Source organism: Actinophytocola sp., assembly GCF_036378875.1.
GTDB lineage: Bacteria > Actinomycetota > Actinomycetes > Mycobacteriales > Pseudonocardiaceae > Actinophytocola.
The window spans coordinates 1-15591 of the sequence record NZ_DASUVO010000166.1 but is presented as its reverse complement, the minus strand read 5'-3'; the positions used below and the strand labels follow the sequence as shown (position 1 = coordinate 15591).

Here is a 15591-nt window from a genome sequence, read left to right as displayed (position 1 = left end):
TGTTCGTGACCGAGCGCGGCCGGCTGGTCGGTGTGCTGTCGCGGCGGGACCTGCTCACGACCTACCTCCGGGACGACGACGTGATCCGCGCGGACGTCGAGCACGTGCTGGCCGCACGACCCGACCAGCGGCAGGTGAACGTCAGCGTTCGGGACGGGATCGTGCTCCTGCTCGGCCGTGTCGAGTGGCGCAGCACGCGGGCCGTGATCGCCGAGCGGGTGCGGGCGGTGCCCGGCGTGGTGGAGGTGGCCGACCGGCTCGGCTACGTCTTCGACGACGGCGCCCAGCCCAGAGCGTGCGAACCCACCGTCCCCTTCCTACTACGTTCCTGCGAGGGAAGAGACATGCGTGCACGAGACATCATGACGACTCCGGTGATGACGGTGCGGCCGGAGACGCCGATCAAGGAAGCGGCCGCGCTCCTGGCCGCCCGCGGTTTCACCGCCCTCCCCGTCATCGACGCCGAGTACCGGTTGATCGGGATCGTCACCGAGGCGGACCTGGTGCGGGACCGCGTCCCGCGCGACCCGAGAGCGCTCTGCCACCCCGGTGAGCAGATGCCGACCGTGGCCACCACGACCGTCGGGGAGGTGATGACCACGCCCGTGGTCGCGATGGGCCCTGGCACCGACGTCGCCGTCCTGGCCAGGACGCTCCTCGACGCCGGCCACCGCAGCATGCCGATCGTGGACGGGTCACGGCTGATCGGCATCGTCACCAGACGCGACATCGTCCGGGTCATCGCCCGCGACGACGACACCATCGCCGAGGACGTCCGGCACCGCCTGGAGATCTACGGCGGTGACCGGCGCTGGCAGGTCGAGGTGCACGACGGGATGGTGTCGATCGGCGACCAGTTCGACGACGAGACCGACCGCCACGTCGCCACCACCCTCGCCGAGGCGGTGCCCGGCGTCGTCCGGGCCACCGCCTTCGCCGCCCGGGACGGGGACGATCGATGAGCGCGCCGGTCGTGGTCGGCGTCGACGGGTCGGAGTCCGCACTGCACGCGGTTCGCTGGGCGGCGGACGAGGCGGCACGGCGTGGTGCCGTGTTGCGCCTCGTGCACGCCGTCGAGATCCCCACCGGGTATCCACCCGGGTTCGTCGACTCGGACGCCCTGCGGGCAGCACTCGCCGAGCAGGGCAGGTCGTGGCTCGAACAGGCCCGGCAGGCCGCGCCAGGGTTGGCCACCGAGGTGGTCGAGGTCAAGGCCGCAGCCGTGCCGGCGCTGGTGAAGGAGTCGACACACGCGGCACTGGTGGTGCTCGGGTCGCGGGGACTCGGCGGGTTCACCGGACTGCTCCTCGGCTCCACCGCTGTCGAACTCGCCGCGCACGCACACTGCCCGGTCGTCACTGTTCGGGGCACGGACAACGGTCATGATGGCCCGGTGGTGGTCGGCGTGGACGGCACCCCGCTGGGTGAGGCCGCGATCGCGTTCGCCTTCCACGAAGCGTCGATCCGCGGGACCGGCCTGGTCGCCGTGCACACGTGGACCGACCTGGTCCTGGAGGCGGCCTTCGCGGGTGGGGCGGCGCAGCTCGACTTCTCGGTTCTGGCCGCGCAGGCGGAGGAGTTGCTCGGTGAGCGGCTCGCGGGCTGGCAGGAGAAGTACCCGGACGTGCCGGTCAGCCGGCACGTGAGCCGGGATCGTGCGGCCAGTGCGTTGCTGCGGCACGCCGATGGCGCACAGCTGGTCGTGGTCGGCACCCGAGGGCGAGGTGGTTTCCGCGGGCTGCTGCTCGGCTCGACCAGCCAGCATCTGCTTCAGCACGCACCGTGCCCGGTCGCGGTGGTCCGCACCGGATCGTCCCGAGAGGACTGAACGCATTCACGTCGGAGCCGGCACAGGTCGCAAGTCCTTTCGCCGGGCGACGTTGGGCCTGTCGGACGGGGGACCTCCGCCGCTCCCGCCACCGGGTGTCCGAGGGTCATGCTGAACACCCGGCCCCGAAAAGGGCCCGTACGCGCAGGAGTCCTCAATGAACAGCACCGACCCAGTGATCGAGCAGGCGTTGCGCGCGGCGGTCCGGGCACCGTCGGTGCACAACACCCAACCGTGGCGGTTCGTGGTCGCGCCGCCGTTCGTGGAGTTGCACCTCGACCGGGAGCGGGTGCTCCCGGTGGTCGACCCGATGGCACGGGAGGCCCGGATCTCCTGCGGCGCCGCGTTGTTCAACCTGCGACTCGCGATCGAGGCCGCCGGCCGGAGCGCGGTGATCGATCTCCTGCCGGACGCCGGCAGGCCGGACCTCCTCGCGGTGCTGCGGGTGAGCGGCTCCCGGCCCGTCGCGCCGGAGCAGGCCACGCTCGCACAGGTCGTCGCCCGCCGAGTGACCAACCGCCGGCCGTTCACGGATCGGGTCGTTCCGTTGGCACACCGCACCGTGCTGGTGCGCGCCGCCGCGGCCGAGCGGGCGCGGCTGGTCGTGCTGGACACGCCGAAGAAGCTCGACACGTTCGCCACGCTGCTGCGCCGCGCCGACCACCTCCAGGAGACCGACCCCGCCTTCCAACGCGAGCTGCGTGCGTGGGCGGACCGGGACGCGAACCCCGCGGAGGATGGTGTGCCGCGTTCGGCGGGCGGGCCTCGACCAACCGTCGGTTCGCTGCTCACGCCGCGACAGTTCCATCCCGGGTCCACTGTGGAACGGGCGTTCGAGCAGGAACCCCTGGTGGCCATGCTGACCACCCACGGTGACACCCCACGCGACCACCTCCACGCCGGGCTCGCCCTGCAGCGGGTGCTGCTGTCCGCCACCGTCCTCGGGCTGAGTGTGTCGTTCCTGTCCCAGCCGGTGGAGGTGGCGCACACGCGCACCGCGCTACGCACGTTGCTGGACGTGGCGGGCCAGCCGCAGATCGTGGTCCGTGTCGGTTACGGCCACCCGGTCGCGCAGACCCCGCGCCGGCCGGTCAGTGCTGTCACCACGACCCGGACCGGAACCCAGTCATGAGGGAGATGACCATGTACGTCAACGAAGGCCAGCGGCCGATCATGGTCGGTGTGGACGGTTCGGAGTCCGCGCTGCACGCCGTGCGTTGGGCCGCGCGGGAGGCCGGCCGGCGCAACGCGCCGCTGCGGCTCGTGCACGTCTGCGTGCTGAACCCGGTGCGGCATCCGCGCCAGGAGGTTCCTCCGCCACGGTTCCACGCCGCGGTCCTCGACCAGGGCCGGCACTGGCTGACCGAGGCGAGCGAGAACGCCCGCCGGACTGTGCCCGGACTGCCGGTGGTCACGGACCTGCGGGCGGGTGTGGCCGCCGATGTGTTGATCACCGAGTCGCGTACCGCCCAGTTGGCCGTGCTCGGGTCGCGTGGGTTGGGTGGTTTCCGGTCGATGCTCGTCGGGTCGGTCGCCGTGGCGCTGTCGGAACACGGGCACTGCCCGGTCGTCGTGATGCATTCGTCCACACGGGACGGTGTGCCGCCGTCGGACGGTCCGGTGGTGGTCGGTGTGGACGGCTCCGAGCTGAGCGACGCCGCGCTGATGTTCGCGTTCGAGGAGGCGGCCGCACGCGGTGTGCCGCTCGTGGCGGTGCACACCTGGCTGGACGTGAACATGGCCGGCGCGTGGACGATGCTGCCCGGCACGGTCGACTGGGACTGGCTCCAGAGCGAGGAAGAGGATCGGCTGGCCGAACGGCTTGCCGTGTGGCGGGACAAGTTTCCCCAGATCGAGGTCCGAGCCGTGGTGAAGCGGGACCGGCCCGACCGTGCCCTGCTCGAGCACGCGGCGGGCGCGCAACTGCTCGTCGTCGGCTCCCGAGGACACGGCGTGTTCACCGGCATGGGGCTGGGCTCGGTGAGCCAGACCCTGTTGCACCACGCCGAATGCCCCGTCGCGGTGGCACGAACGGACCAGACGTGAACACCGAGCTCGGTCGCGTCGTCGCCGGCGTCTCCACCATGGACGGACGCGGGGTGGTGGGATGGGCGGCCGACGAGGCAAGCGCCCGGCATGCCGAGTTGCGGCTCGTGACCGCCAGACCGGCACCCGCCGCTCCCGACCGCTACCTCCCGAACGACGCCGCCGACACACAGTGGACCGCCGCGCTACGACTGCTCTCGGACCTGATCGACGAGGTAGCCACCGGCTGGCCGGGCCTCACCGTCACCACCGACCTCGCCACCGGCACGCCCGCAGCGGTTCTCCGTGCCGCGGCGGAGGAGGCGGACCTGTTGGTCGTCGGCGCGGACGACGCCAGTCCCTTCACCGAAGCCATCAGCGGATCCGTGCCGGGCGACCTGTTGACGACCACACCCTGCCCGCTGGCAGTGGTGCCACGGCGAGTGTGGGCGGCGCAGCCGGCGTCCGCGCCCGTCGTGGTGGCGCTCGACGAAACGGATAGCGCCCAGTCGGCGCTCGCCTACGGGTTCGTCGCGGCGGCCAGGAGCGGCCGGCCGTTGACGATCCTGCGCTGTGTCACCACCGGCCATCTCGGTGCGGACGCCGCGACCGCACACGCACGGCTGCTCATCGCGTACGGGGAGCTGTATCCGGACGTGGCCGTCTCGGTCGACATGGTGGCCGACGATCCGCGGCACGCGCTCGTCGCCGTCTCGCGGCGGGCGGCGCTGCTGGTGCTCGGCTCCCGTGGTCGAGGCCGGCTCGCGTCCAGCCTGTTCGGCTCGGTGAGCCGTGACCTCATCCGCCGCAGCCACTGTCCTGTGGTGGTCGCCCGCACCCAACCAGCCACCGTTCCCGCGACCTTGTGAGGAGAAAGTCATGGCATCGCACCGCAAACCCGTAGTCGTCGGTATCGACGGCTCGGCCATCGCGCTCCAGGCGGTCCGCCAGGCCGCGCGGCGCGCGGGCCGCGACCGCGTGCCCCTGCGGCTCGTCCACATGTACGAACTCCCGTTCGGGTTTCCGTCCGGGCTGCCCGAGGAGGAGTCGATCCTGAACGCGCTGCGCCGCGCGGGCAGGCGCCGCCTGGGCGAGGCACGTGAGGTGGCGACCAGTGTCGTGCCGGGGCTCGAGGTGGACACCGAACTGGCGGCCATGCCGGTGTCGACCGGACTGCTCCGCGAGTCCGAGGACGCGTCGGTGCTCTTCCTCGGCAACCGGGGGCACAATCCGCTCGCCGGTCTCCTGGTGGGCTCCACCGCGCTCGGGCTGGCCGGCCACGCGCACTGCCCGGTCGTGCTGACACGCGGCGGCGCCGATGTCGCGCCTGGCACCGGACCGGTCGTGGTCGGGGTGGACGGCACGCAGGCCAGCGAGGCGGCGGTGGCGTTCGCCTTCGCCGAGGCGGCGGCCGAGGACGCCACGCTCGTCGCCGTGCACGCCTACGCCGAGTCCGTGTTCGACACCGCGTTCCCCGGCGTCGAGATGGACCTGGACTGGCAGCGGCAGCGCGAGCTCGCCGAGGAGACGCTCGGAGAACGCCTCGCCGGCTGGCAGGAGAAGTACCCGCAGGTGCGGGTGGAGCGGGACGTCGTGCGCGACCGGCCGACCAGGGCACTGCGCCGCTGCGCCCAGACGGCGCGGCTGGTGGTCGTCGGCCGGCGGGGGCGTGGCGGGTTCCGCGACCTCGTTCTCGGCTCGACGAGCCAGCAACTGTTGCACCACGCGATCTGCCCGGTCGCCGTGGTACGCAACGAAACCATTGAGTAGCAAGGAGAATCGGCGAGGCGAGCACGCGGTGTCCAGAAAGCCGCGATCGGGACGTTCAACGACACGAGCGCGTCTTTCAGGGCATCGCCTGGTGGTCCCGGCGGAAGGCGGCGACGGCGGTCGGCAGTGTCGGGAAGATGTGGTCGTCGCCGATTCGGTCGACCAGGCCGCTGGTCGCGAGTTGGTCGCGGAGGTCCTGTTTGACCCTGGCCATCGCGAACACGATGCCGCGACCGGTGAGTTCCGCGCGCAGGTCCTCCAGTGCGTCGACCGCGGTGATGTCGACCTCGACATTGGCCTCGGCGTTGAGCAGGAACCAGCCGACCGGGGTGGGGGACTCGTCGACGGCGGCCAGTGCGCGGCGGCGGAAGTTGTCCGCGTTGGCGAAGCACAGTGGTGCGTCGTAGCGGTACACGACCAGTCCGGGGATGCGGGTGGCGTCCGGGTAGTCGTCGATGTCGTGCATGCCGGCCACGCCGGGCACCTCGCCGAGGATCCCGTCGTGCGGGCGGGCGATGCGTCTCAGTAGGTCCAGGATGGACAGTCCGATCGCGACGAGGACACCGCCCAGCACGTCGAGTAGCAGCACGCCTGCGGTGGTGGCGAGCGCGAGTGCCAGCTCGCTGCGCCGGAACGTGCCGATCCGGCGGAACTCGGCCACCTCGACGAGCCGGAGTGCGGCGTAGATGACGAGCGCACCGAGCGCGGCGGTCGGGAAAATGGCCAGCAGCGGGCGGCCGAACAGCAACACGAGCACGACCACGGCGACCGCCACAAGGGAGTGGACCTGCGAGCGGCTGCCGAGGCTGTCCCCGATGGCCGTGCGGCTCGCGCTGCTGCTGACCGGGAATCCCTGCAGCAGGCCGGTCGTGACGTTCGCGGCACCGAGCGCGAGCAGTTCGTTGTTCGCGTCGATCCGGTAGGAGTTCCGGGTGGCGAACGACCGTGCGGTGAGGACGTTGTCGGAGTAGCCGACCACCGCCACGCCGACCGCAGGCAGCAGCAGTGCGAGGACGTCGGCGCCGGACACCGCGGGCAAGCCGGGTGCCGGGGCACCAGCCGGGATCGTACCGATCACCTGGATGCCATTGTCCCGCAACGAGAACACGGCCGTCGCGGCCGTGGCCAGCAGCACCGCGAGCAGGGGAACGGGGAGCTTGGGCAGCAGTCTCCCGGCCGTCAACAGGAAGGCCAGGACACCCGCGGCCAGCAGGATCGTCGGGACGTGCACGCGGTCGAGCTGGCCTGCGAACGAGCCGAGGTCGGCGACGATCGAGTCGCCGTGCACGGGCACGCCGGTGACCTTGCCCAGCTGCCCGACGATCATGAGCACCGCCACCCCGGCCATGTAGCCGACGAGGACGGGCCGCGACAGCAGGTCGGCGAGGAACCCGAGCCGCGCCGCCGCCCCCAGCAGGCACAGCACGCCAACGAGCAGTGCGAGCACGGCGGCCAGTGCCGCGTAGCGGGCCGGGTCACCCACGGCGAGCGGGGCGATCGTCACCGCGGTCATCAGCGCGGTCGTCGACTCCGGCCCCACCGACAACTGCCGCGACGAGCCGAACACCATGTACACGGACAGCGACCCGACGATCGTCCACAGTCCCACGACCGGAGCCAGGCCCGCGATGTCCGCGTAGGCCATCACCTGCGGGATGAGATAGGCGGCCACCGTGACACCGGCGAGCGCGTCCGGTCGCAACCAGCTCCGGCGGTAGTCGCGGAGCAGTCGCAACCCCTGCGGTCGGAAGGTCCGATGTGGACCATTGGCGCGCATGGTGGGCACAGTAGCCGAAGGACACTCGGGACATACGTGACCAAAGGCCCGTCGGTCGGCTCCCAAAGGACTCTTCCCGGCACCCGGGTCGCCGCCGACGGTGGAGGTAGGACCACTGGAAGGAGAAGACCGTGGTCACCAACACCTCGCCGGTGCGGTTGACCGCCCGGCTCGACGACGAGCCCAGCCGTTGGCTGTGGCTGGTGAAGTGGCTCCTGCTCGTGCCTCACCTGATCGTGTTGTTCTTCCTGTGGGTGGCGTTCCCGGTCGTCACCTTCGTCGCGCTGGTGGCGATCCTGTTCACCGGCCGTTACCCGCGCCCGCTGTTCGACTTCAACCTCGGTGTCATGCGCTGGACGTGGCGGGTGTGGTGCTACGGCTACGGCGCGCTCGCCACCGACCGGTACCCGCCGTTCAGCCTGCAGGAGGAACCGGACTACCCGGCCACACTGGACGTCACCTACCCGGAGCACCTGTCCCGCGGGCTCGTGCTGGTGAAGTGGTGGCTGCTGGCGATCCCGCACTACCTGGTGATCGCGTTCTTCACCGGTGGCGGCGGATACGCGCAGTGGCAGTGGGGTGATCGCTGGGTGGGCTTCGACGGCGGGCTGGTGGCCCTGCTGAGCGTGTTCGCCGGCGTGGCGTTGCTGTTCACCGGCCGCTACCCGCGCGGGATCTTCGACCTCGTCATCGGGATGAACCGCTGGGTGCTGCGGGTTGCCGCGTACGCGGCGCTGATGACCGACGAGTACCCGCCGTTCCGCCTCGGCCTCGGTGGCCCGGACGCGGCCACGCACGCCGAACCCGAGCCGGAGAAGCCCGAGACACGACCGGCCGGCTGGTCGCCGGCCCGCACGGCCGGCGTGGTCGTCGGCGTGCTGCTTCTGCTCGCCGGGGTCGGCGCGGCGGGGAGCGGTGGTGGACTGCTGTGGCTGGACTCCCACCGGGACTCGTCGGGCTACGTGACCACGCCGACAGAGCTGTACGCCGACGACGGCTACGCGCTGCGCTTCGACGCCGAGGACCTGGCGCCGGTCGACCGGGACTGGCCCTGGATCGGCGACATCCTCGGCGACGTGCGCATCGAGGTGTCCACATCGGACAACAGGCCGGTGTTCGCCGGGATCGCCCGAACCGCCGACGTCGCCAGCTACCTCGACGGCGTGCCGCACCGCCGGTACCACGACTACCGGAACTACCAGCACATGGCGGTCGCCGGATCGATGCCGCGTGTTCGCCCACCGGACATGCCGGCAGACATGGACATCTGGGTCGACTCGGCGTCCGGCACCGGCACCATGACGCTCGACTGGACACCGCGGCCCGGTGACTGGTCGCTCGTGGTCATGAATTCCGACGCGCAGCAGGACGTGCGCGCCGATCTCGCGTTCGCCGCCACCGCACCGGCCCTGCCGCCGGTCGCGATCGTCGCCCTGGGCACCGGTGTCGTGCTGCTGCTCGGTGGGGCTGTGCTCATCGCGCTCGCCGCCCGCCCACGGAGGCACCCGTGACGTCGGTGGATCGGTTGACCGCATCGGACATGAGCATGCTGTGGCCGGACGACTTCGGCTGGCCACAGGACATCGGGGCGGTCGGCGTTCTCGACGGCGCCGGCCTGGTCGACCCGGACGGTCGTTTCCGGCTTGAACTGGTTCGGGCGGCCGTCGAGGAACGACTGGGCCGCCGGTTCCGCCAGGTGGTCCGGGTGCCTCGCCCAGGGCTGGGCCGGCCGCTGTGGGTCGACGCCGATCGGGTTGACCTCGAGCACCATGTGCGGGTCATCGACGCGGGTGGCGACCTGATGCGGACTGTCGAGATCCTGCGCCGCCGGCCGCTGGACCGGGCGCGACCGCTGTGGGAGGTCTGGTTCCTGACCGGCCTGCCCGACGGACGAGTCGGCTGCTACGTCCGGGCGCACCACGCGATCGCCGACGGCGTCGCCGGTGTGGCCACGCTGGTCGAGTTGTTCGGCGGTGAGCGCGTGGCAGCCGGCCCGGCTTGCCCGGAACCACCGGCGCGTGTCCTGCTCTTCGACAACCTGCGCCGCCGCTGGCAGGCGTTGGCCCGCACGGCGTCCCACCTCGCGCGTCCACGGGCGACGTTGCGCGCGGTGCGGCAGACGTGGCCGGCGGTCCGGGACATCGGCGCCGGGCGCACGCGGATGAGCTTCAACCGGCCACTCGGCCCGCACCGCACACTGACGGTCGTTTGCACCAGCCTCGTCCACGTCAAGGAGATCGCGCACGCCCACGACGCGACGGTCGGCGACGTCGTGCTGGCCGCGATCGGCGGCGGACTGCGTGACCTGTTGCTGGCCAGGGGAGAACCCGTCGAGAACCTGGCGCCGCGGGCGTTCGTGCCGGTCGCGTTACGGCGTGAGCGGCCCGGCGGGAACCGGACCGGAGCGATGTTCGTGCCGCTGCCGATCGGGGTGGCCGACCCGGCGCGGCGGCTGCGGCTGATCGCCGAGGAGACCGCCGTGCGCAGAAGGATGAGCCACCCCGCCGCCGATGCGCTGATGCCCAGTGCCGTGCTGCAGCGCGGTTTCCTCAGGCGCATGGCCCACCAGTCGTGGGCGAACACCTATCTCGCCAACGTGCCAGGCCCCCGAGAGCCACTGCGCATCGCCGGCGCGCCCGTGCTGGCGTTGTTCCCCCTCGTGCCACTGGTTGGGAACGTGACGCTCGGCGTCGGCGCGCTCTCCTACATCGACCAGTTCAACCTGACGGTCGTCGCCGACCCCGACGCCTGCCCCGACGTGGAGGTCTTCGTCCACGGACTGCGGACGACGCTCCGCACGTGCTCGTCAAACATGCTTGGGTTGTAGCCGCTCATGCTCTGGGAAGCTGGGGCCACACTTCGTTCGCGACGGCGATCGCTGCTCGGCATCCGTCGTCCACCCGACCTGGTGGAGTGATCACTTGTACGGTGGCCTGTTCCAGGGAGAGGTCGTACTCGGGGATCTCGTCGAAGATGATGTGTCCGGTCGTCACGCTGCAGTCGTTGGTTTCCGGGAACGAGTTGACGAACGTCTCACGCCCGGCGATCGACGTGCTCCTGCCGCCGGCTCCGACTGCGCCTGGTGAGCTGCCGGCCTTGAACATGAGGTACATGACGAACCGGTCCGCGCCGTCCGGGGTTTGCCACCAGCACTGGTGGCGTGCGGGGTACTCGCGCCGGCGCGAGTCAGCGAACCCGGCCTGGGTGGTGATCGTGTCGTCGGAGACCATCGAGCAGGCGTCCAGCGGGATCAGCGAGCCGGTCTCCGGAACGCGGTGCCGGACACGGCCCTGTTCGACCACGTCGATGACCTTGTCCATGACGAAGGACACCATCGGGCACAGGTCCGTTGGCGCGTCGAAGAGATTGTCCGCGTCGACGCGGAGGGTGACCTGGTCGGTACGACTCGGGAACGGCAAAGGCGGCGGTGCCGAACTCGTCGAACACCTCGAGACCGGTGAGACCGCACGGATCGATCGTGGTGAGGTCGCCCAGCATGGCCTCCGCAGGACCCTTGATGGCGGGTGTCTCGAGGTCCGTGCTCGCGACCGGCGAACCGCCGACCCGCGTGGAACAACCGACGAGCGTCAGCATGAGAAGAACGGCCCCAGCCCGCCTCCACACAGCCACCCGCCACCTCCTGCGTCATGTGCGGTGACGCAAGGTTGGCACTCCCGAGGTCCGGGCAGGGCGCGAACTGGCGAGTCACAGGCGGAATGTTCCGCACGGCGTCATACCCCGACCACGCCAGCCGGCGGCCGGGTCACCCCATGGGGCAGAACGGGTTGAGCATCGACATCGCCGGGCCGGTGGGTGTCGACGCGGCGGCCGAGTACGACGACGGGGTCGGGGCACCGAACCCGCTGACCGGGCTCCACTGCTGAGTCCCGTAGCCCCACTGGGTGCCGGAGCCCCACTGCGGAGCTGAACCCCACTGGCTACCCGAGCCCCACTGGCTTCCGGAACCCCACTGGCTTCCGGAACCCCACTGGCTGCCCGAACCCCACTGAGGCGCTGAGCCCCACTGGCCGCTCTGCTGGTACTGAGCGGGCGCGGGAGCTGGGGCCGGCGCGGGAGCCGGGGCCGGTGTGTTGTTGCGGTGCTGGTTCTCACCACGCCCCGCGGCGTGGTCCTGCGCCGCCACGGCGTCGGCCTGCGGCTCGGTCGACGCGGGCTCGGTCTCCTCGTGCACCGGAGCCGGCGCGGGCGTCTCGGCCACGGGCCCCGGAACCGGCGCGGGAACGTCGGCCTCGGTCACGGAGAGGCGCTGTTCCAGCGACGCGAACGTGTGCTCGGGCACCGAGGCCGCGGTGTTCACGTCCTCGCTCGCGCCACCGAGCGACGACGCGATGAAGGTGCCCGCCGCGAGAAGTGCGCCGGCCGCGATCCCCAGTGCCAGGCGCAGGTGGTGCGAGGGCGTCTCGAGGTCCTCGAGCGCGATCCTGGTGGTCTCGGCGCGGCGGACGCTCAACGGGTGCACTTCACGGGCCAGGACCCACTCGCGATGCAGAATCCAGTTCGCGGAGTCAACGTCATCACAACCGTGTGCGCCTGCGTAGGTCAAAGCCTTCTCCTGCTATGGATCAGCCCAAACTGGGCGTTTTGCGGCGGACCCCGCAGCGGAGAGTACCTAGCTCAGTCGATCTTGTCCACAGTGGTCAAACTACTTGGTCGTCATGGCTCGAGGTCGGCGACGCCCTTTCCGCTCCCCACGTCGAACGGCACGGAAACCTGGTCGTGCGCGATCAACCAGCTGTCGTCGACCTTCCGGAAGCAGAGAGTGGCCCGGACCCACATGCCGCTCGTCGTCGTCCCGTCCTTGAGCGTGCCGCTGAGCCGGCCGAAGCCGTGCCCGAACGCCACGCCGTCGCCCACGGTGATCACCAGGTCGCGAACCTCGTAGTCCACGTCCTGGAAGAAGGTGAACACCTTCACCCAGTTCTTCAACTTCGCGTCTATCCCCACATGCTGCAGCGGCGGGTCGATGTCGAAGGACACGACATCCGTCGCGTACACCCGCTTCAGGCGCTCGAGATCCCTGGCCCGGAGTCCTTCGGCTATCTCGTCGACCTGCTGCCTGATCGTGGCTTCGTCTGCCTCGCGTTGCGTGAGCACCGCTACTCAACCCCTTCGGTGTGGCGTCGTGGCTTCTCACGGGTACGACGAAACAGCGCTCCGAGATGTGAGGCTCAGCCGGCCTTGGGATACCCGTTGCGTTCGGAGATTTCCGCGGCGGCGGACAGCAGGCGTTCGGCGATGGTGGGAATGACGTCCTCGCCGAAGCGGAACGCGGGACCGGAGACCGCCAGGGCGGCGACGACCTGGCCGTCGTGAGCGCGGATCGGTGTCGCGTTGGCCGCGAGCCCGATCTCCTGTTCCTCGTAGGCTATGGAATAGCCGCGCTCACGGACCACCGCCAGGTCGCTGTCCAGCTTGTCCGGATCGACGATCGTGTGCGGGGTGAGGCGTTCCAGCTCCTCGTCGAGGTAGGTCTGCAGCTCGGCGCGGGGCATGTACGCGAGAAAGACCTTGCCAGCGGACGTCGCGTGCAGTGGGCTGCGTTGCCCGACCCAGTTCACGGCGGTGATGGAGGACGCGCCGATCACCTGGTCGATGGTGACCACCGAGCGACCCTCGTGCACCACGACGACGACAGTCTCCGCCAGCTCTTCCGCGAGTGCTCTGCACACGGTGCGACTGATCACGGTGAGGTCGTGCTTCCTGCTCGCCCCCTCGGCCAACAGCACGACGCCGTAGGCCAGCCGGTACCGACCTCGGTTGGAGGCCTGTTCGACCAGCCCTCGTGACTCGAGAGTGCCGATCAGCCGGGACACCGTCGACTTGTGCACGTCGATCTCGCTGGCGATCTCGGTGACGCCGGCGTCACCGCGTCGAGCAAGCACCTGGAGGATCGAGATCGCCCGGTGTACCGAATGGACCGAGTTGTCTCGGCCCTGCCCACGACCCTCTCTCACAGAGGACAACATACAGATCTCCACAGAACAGCCGAGACGCGCGCGGAGCGCGTGAGTAACACCACGCACTCCGCGTTCACTCTCGGTCGACACGGGTCAACCTCCAGGCGCGCACCCCACCGGTGGTCAGCGACCGTGATAGTGCATGACGTGCTTGGTGCGCGAGTAGTCGTCGAGTGCGTAGACCGACAGGTCGCGTCCGTACCCTGAGCCCTTGAAGCCGCCCCAGGGCACCTCGTTGGCGAGCACGAGGTGGGAGTTGACCCACACGGTGCCGGCGTCGAGCCGAGCGGCCACGTCGTGGCTGCGGCGGGCGTCGCTCGTCCAGACCGACGCGGACAGGCCGAGCGGAACGTTGTTGGCACGCTGGACGGCCTCGTCCTCCGTGGTGAACGTCTCGACCGTCACCACCGGCCCGAAGATCTCCTCCCTGGTGCACGTGGCGTCGACGGGCACGTCGACCAGCACGGTCGGCTGGACGAAGTAGCCCGTGCCGTCCCAGGCGCCGCCGCCGATGGCGGCTCGTGCTCCCTCGGCGAACGCACGGTCGAGATGTGCCAGCACCCGGTAGTAGTGCGCCTTGGACACGAGCGGACCGACCTCGATGTCGTCGCCCGCGTCCGGGGCGCCGACCGTCAGTTCGCGTACCTGCGCCACCAGGCGGTCGACGAGCTCGGCGGCGACCGACTCGTGCACCAGTACGCGGCAGGCGGCGCCGCACTCCTGGCCCGAGTTGTAGAAACTCGCGCTGCGCAGCGCGGTCGCGACCAGGTCCAGGTCGGCGTCCGCGAAGACCACGACCGGGGCCTTGGAGCTGGCCGCGGCCGGGGAAGCAGTACGGCGAGGCCTCGGGCCACCGTGCCACCTCCGCCTCGGCGACCTGCGAGGCGAAGCCGGGCAGCACCTGGTCGAGATCGCCGAGGTAGGTCGCGAGGATGGTCTCGTCGTCCTGTGCCAGCAGCCGACGGGCCAGACCGGCGGGCGAGAACGTCATGAAGCTGCTGCCCGGGTGCCGTTCCCGCATGCGGCCGTGCACGTTGTTGGACATGTTGAGCACCACGTTGAACGACCGCTTGGGGGTGGCGATCGCATAGGTGCCGTCCCACGGCTGGCGTTCGGTCTCCTTGGTGAGGAAGGCCGCGCTCACGAACGGGCCGTACCTGACCTGGGACAGCGCCTCGCGGACGTCGTCGTCGAGGTCGACACCGTCCGCGGGCTGCGGGTCGGCGATCCCACCGAGCACGAGACGTTCGTCGGTGCCGTGATCGACGGTGCGGCGGCGAACCGTCTGGACGCCGCGATCACCAGGGCGAAGAGCCTGGACTCCCACCGGCTGCTGGCCGGCGGGACAGTGCGCGCCGAGACCGGGTGGTTCGTCGACCCGACCCTGTTCGTCACCACCGACCCCACGGCCTTCACCATGTCGGAGGAGCTTTTCGGCCCGGTGCTCACCGTCTACGTCTACGACGACTGGGACACCGTCCTGCCGCTGGTCGACACGACCAGTCCGTACGCCCTCACCTGCTCGATCTTCGCCACCGAGCGCGGCGCCATCGCCAAGGCCCTCGACGTGCTGCGCGACACGGCCGGCATGACCTACGTCAACGACAAACCCACCGGCGCGCTCATGGGCCGGCAGTACTTCGGCGGTGGCCGGGCCTCCGGCACCAACGACAAGACCGGCTCCGCCCTCCAACGCTGGGTCAGCGGCCGGTTCATCAAGGAGAACATGGACCCGGATCTCCACTGGACCTACCCGTATCTCGGAACATGACAACCATGGCCGCCGTCCTCCTCACCGGCCATGGTGGGCTGGAGAAACTCGAGTACCGAACGGACGTGGCGGTCCCTCAGCCCCAGGCGGGTGAGGTCCTCATCCAGGTCGCGGCGCCGGGATCAACAACACCGACGTGAACACGCGGATCGGCTGGTACTCACAGGGTTCGTGGTCGGGCAGAGCGCTCGAGTTCCCGCGCGTCCAGGGTGCTGACGTCTGCGGCCGCATCGTCGACGTCGGCGGGGGAGTGTCGCGCGGTCGCATCGGCGAACGAGTCCTCGTGCGGAACATGCTGCGCTCACGTGTACCAGATGGACCTGCCGTTGAGCGGCAAGGCCTACCAGATGTCGGCAGGAGGCGCGCACACGGCCCTGGACTCGACGATCGTGGAGATCGTGTCCGATGCTGGCATCTCCGGTTGGGGCGAGACATGCCCGGT

General features: G+C 70.4%; 17 protein-coding genes and 1 pseudogene. 12 read left to right on the top strand and 6 right to left on the bottom strand.

Annotation, left to right across the window (positions count from 1 at the left end):
- Positions 1-5: 5 nt before the first annotated feature.
- The 7 genes and pseudogenes from VF106_RS45925 to VF106_RS45895 form a co-directional block, all read left to right on the top strand.
- Positions 6-200 (top strand): annotated as a pseudogene (locus VF106_RS45925) (BON domain-containing protein); the annotation flags it as partial.
- A 144-nt stretch (positions 201-344) separates the two neighbouring features.
- Positions 345-962: a CBS domain-containing protein gene (locus VF106_RS45920; RefSeq protein ID WP_330846387.1), complete on the top strand. Its 618-nt coding sequence runs from the start codon at positions 345-347 to the stop codon at positions 960-962.
- Positions 959-1828, top strand: coding sequence for a universal stress protein (locus VF106_RS45915; RefSeq protein ID WP_330846386.1), 870 nt, complete (start codon positions 959-961; stop codon positions 1826-1828). Before VF106_RS45920 ends, VF106_RS45915 begins: the two co-directional genes overlap by 4 nt.
- Before the next feature lie 157 nt (positions 1829-1985).
- The gene (locus VF106_RS45910; protein ID WP_330846385.1) at positions 1986-2960 is read left to right on the top strand and encodes an Acg family FMN-binding oxidoreductase; all 975 of its coding nucleotides are present in this window, start codon (positions 1986-1988) and stop codon (positions 2958-2960) included.
- An 11-nt stretch (positions 2961-2971) separates the two neighbouring features.
- Complete coding sequence (locus VF106_RS45905) at positions 2972-3874, top strand: universal stress protein (protein WP_330846384.1); 903 nt, start codon at positions 2972-2974, stop codon at positions 3872-3874.
- On the top strand, positions 3871-4722 hold the full coding sequence (locus VF106_RS45900; RefSeq protein ID WP_330846383.1) for a universal stress protein: 852 nt from the start codon (positions 3871-3873) through the stop codon (positions 4720-4722). Before VF106_RS45905 ends, VF106_RS45900 begins: the two co-directional genes overlap by 4 nt.
- Before the next feature lie 10 nt (positions 4723-4732).
- Positions 4733-5623, top strand: coding sequence for a universal stress protein (locus tag VF106_RS45895; protein ID WP_330846382.1), 891 nt, complete (start codon positions 4733-4735; stop codon positions 5621-5623).
- Positions 5624-5699: 76 nt separating this feature from the next.
- On the opposite strand, the gene sulP is transcribed toward VF106_RS45895, so the two are convergent.
- Positions 5700-7400 (bottom strand): sulfate permease, encoded by a 1701-nt coding sequence (gene sulP, locus VF106_RS45890; RefSeq protein WP_330846381.1) that lies wholly within the window; start codon positions 7398-7400, stop codon positions 5700-5702.
- A 131-nt stretch (positions 7401-7531) separates the two neighbouring features.
- Between sulP and VF106_RS45885 the strand changes: the two genes are divergently transcribed.
- Both VF106_RS45885 and VF106_RS45880 read left to right on the top strand, forming a co-directional pair.
- A complete protein-coding gene (locus VF106_RS45885) occupies positions 7532-8911 on the top strand; it encodes a DUF4389 domain-containing protein (RefSeq protein ID WP_330846380.1) in 1380 nt (459 codons plus the stop codon).
- On the top strand, positions 8908-10227 hold the full coding sequence (locus VF106_RS45880; RefSeq protein ID WP_330846379.1) for a wax ester/triacylglycerol synthase domain-containing protein: 1320 nt from the start codon (positions 8908-8910) through the stop codon (positions 10225-10227). Before VF106_RS45885 ends, VF106_RS45880 begins: the two co-directional genes overlap by 4 nt.
- A 4-nt stretch (positions 10228-10231) precedes the next feature.
- Here the strand turns inward: VF106_RS45880 and VF106_RS45875 are convergent, their stop codons facing one another.
- The 5 genes from VF106_RS45875 to VF106_RS45855 all read right to left on the bottom strand — a co-directional run bounded on the left by VF106_RS45875 (position 10232) and on the right by VF106_RS45855 (position 14173).
- Positions 10232-10720: a hypothetical protein gene (locus tag VF106_RS45875; RefSeq protein WP_330846378.1), complete on the bottom strand. Its 489-nt coding sequence runs from the start codon at positions 10718-10720 to the stop codon at positions 10232-10234.
- Positions 10721-11163: 443 nt separating this feature from the next.
- A complete protein-coding gene (locus tag VF106_RS45870; protein WP_330846377.1) occupies positions 11164-11871 on the bottom strand; it encodes a hypothetical protein in 708 nt (235 codons plus the stop codon).
- A gap of 203 nt (positions 11872-12074) precedes the next feature.
- Entirely contained in the window at positions 12075-12515 is a 441-nt protein-coding gene (locus VF106_RS45865) for a YybH family protein (RefSeq protein ID WP_330846376.1), read from the bottom strand.
- 74 nt (positions 12516-12589) lie between these two features.
- Positions 12590-13375: an IclR family transcriptional regulator gene (locus VF106_RS45860; RefSeq protein ID WP_330846375.1), complete on the bottom strand. Its 786-nt coding sequence runs from the start codon at positions 13373-13375 to the stop codon at positions 12590-12592.
- A gap of 126 nt (positions 13376-13501) precedes the next feature.
- Entirely contained in the window at positions 13502-14173 is a 672-nt protein-coding gene (locus VF106_RS45855) for an aldehyde dehydrogenase family protein (RefSeq protein WP_330846374.1), read from the bottom strand.
- A gap of 10 nt (positions 14174-14183) precedes the next feature.
- Here VF106_RS45855 and VF106_RS45850 point away from each other — a divergent pair, with 10 nt between their 5' ends.
- The 3 genes from VF106_RS45850 to VF106_RS51095 form a co-directional block, all read left to right on the top strand.
- Positions 14184-15149, top strand: a complete 966-nt coding sequence (locus VF106_RS45850; protein WP_330846373.1) for an aldehyde dehydrogenase family protein — start codon at positions 14184-14186, stop codon at positions 15147-15149.
- A gap of 5 nt (positions 15150-15154) precedes the next feature.
- A complete protein-coding gene (locus VF106_RS45845; RefSeq protein ID WP_330846372.1) occupies positions 15155-15289 on the top strand; it encodes a hypothetical protein in 135 nt (44 codons plus the stop codon).
- Positions 15286-15591: alcohol dehydrogenase catalytic domain-containing protein (locus VF106_RS51095; RefSeq protein WP_414639224.1), on the top strand; the 306-nt coding region annotated here is incomplete at its 3' end. The genes VF106_RS45845 and VF106_RS51095, both read left to right, overlap by 4 nt.

Coding starts and splice junctions, on each gene's coding strand:
- VF106_RS45920 (WP_330846387.1), top strand. CDS start 345: ATGCGTGCACGAGACATCATGACGACTCCGGTGATGACGGTGCGGCCG.
- VF106_RS45845 (WP_330846372.1), top strand. CDS start 15,155: ATGGCCGCCGTCCTCCTCACCGGCCATGGTGGGCTGGAGAAACTCGAG.
- VF106_RS45915 (WP_330846386.1), top strand. CDS start 959: ATGAGCGCGCCGGTCGTGGTCGGCGTCGACGGGTCGGAGTCCGCACTG.
- VF106_RS45875 (WP_330846378.1), bottom strand. CDS start 10,720: ATGGACAAGGTCATCGACGTGGTCGAACAGGGCCGTGTCCGGCACCGC.
- VF106_RS45905 (WP_330846384.1), top strand. CDS start 2,972: ATGTACGTCAACGAAGGCCAGCGGCCGATCATGGTCGGTGTGGACGGT.
- VF106_RS45910 (WP_330846385.1), top strand. CDS start 1,986: ATGAACAGCACCGACCCAGTGATCGAGCAGGCGTTGCGCGCGGCGGTC.
- sulP (WP_330846381.1), bottom strand. CDS start 7,400: ATGCGCGCCAATGGTCCACATCGGACCTTCCGACCGCAGGGGTTGCGA.
- VF106_RS45895 (WP_330846382.1), top strand. CDS start 4,733: ATGGCATCGCACCGCAAACCCGTAGTCGTCGGTATCGACGGCTCGGCC.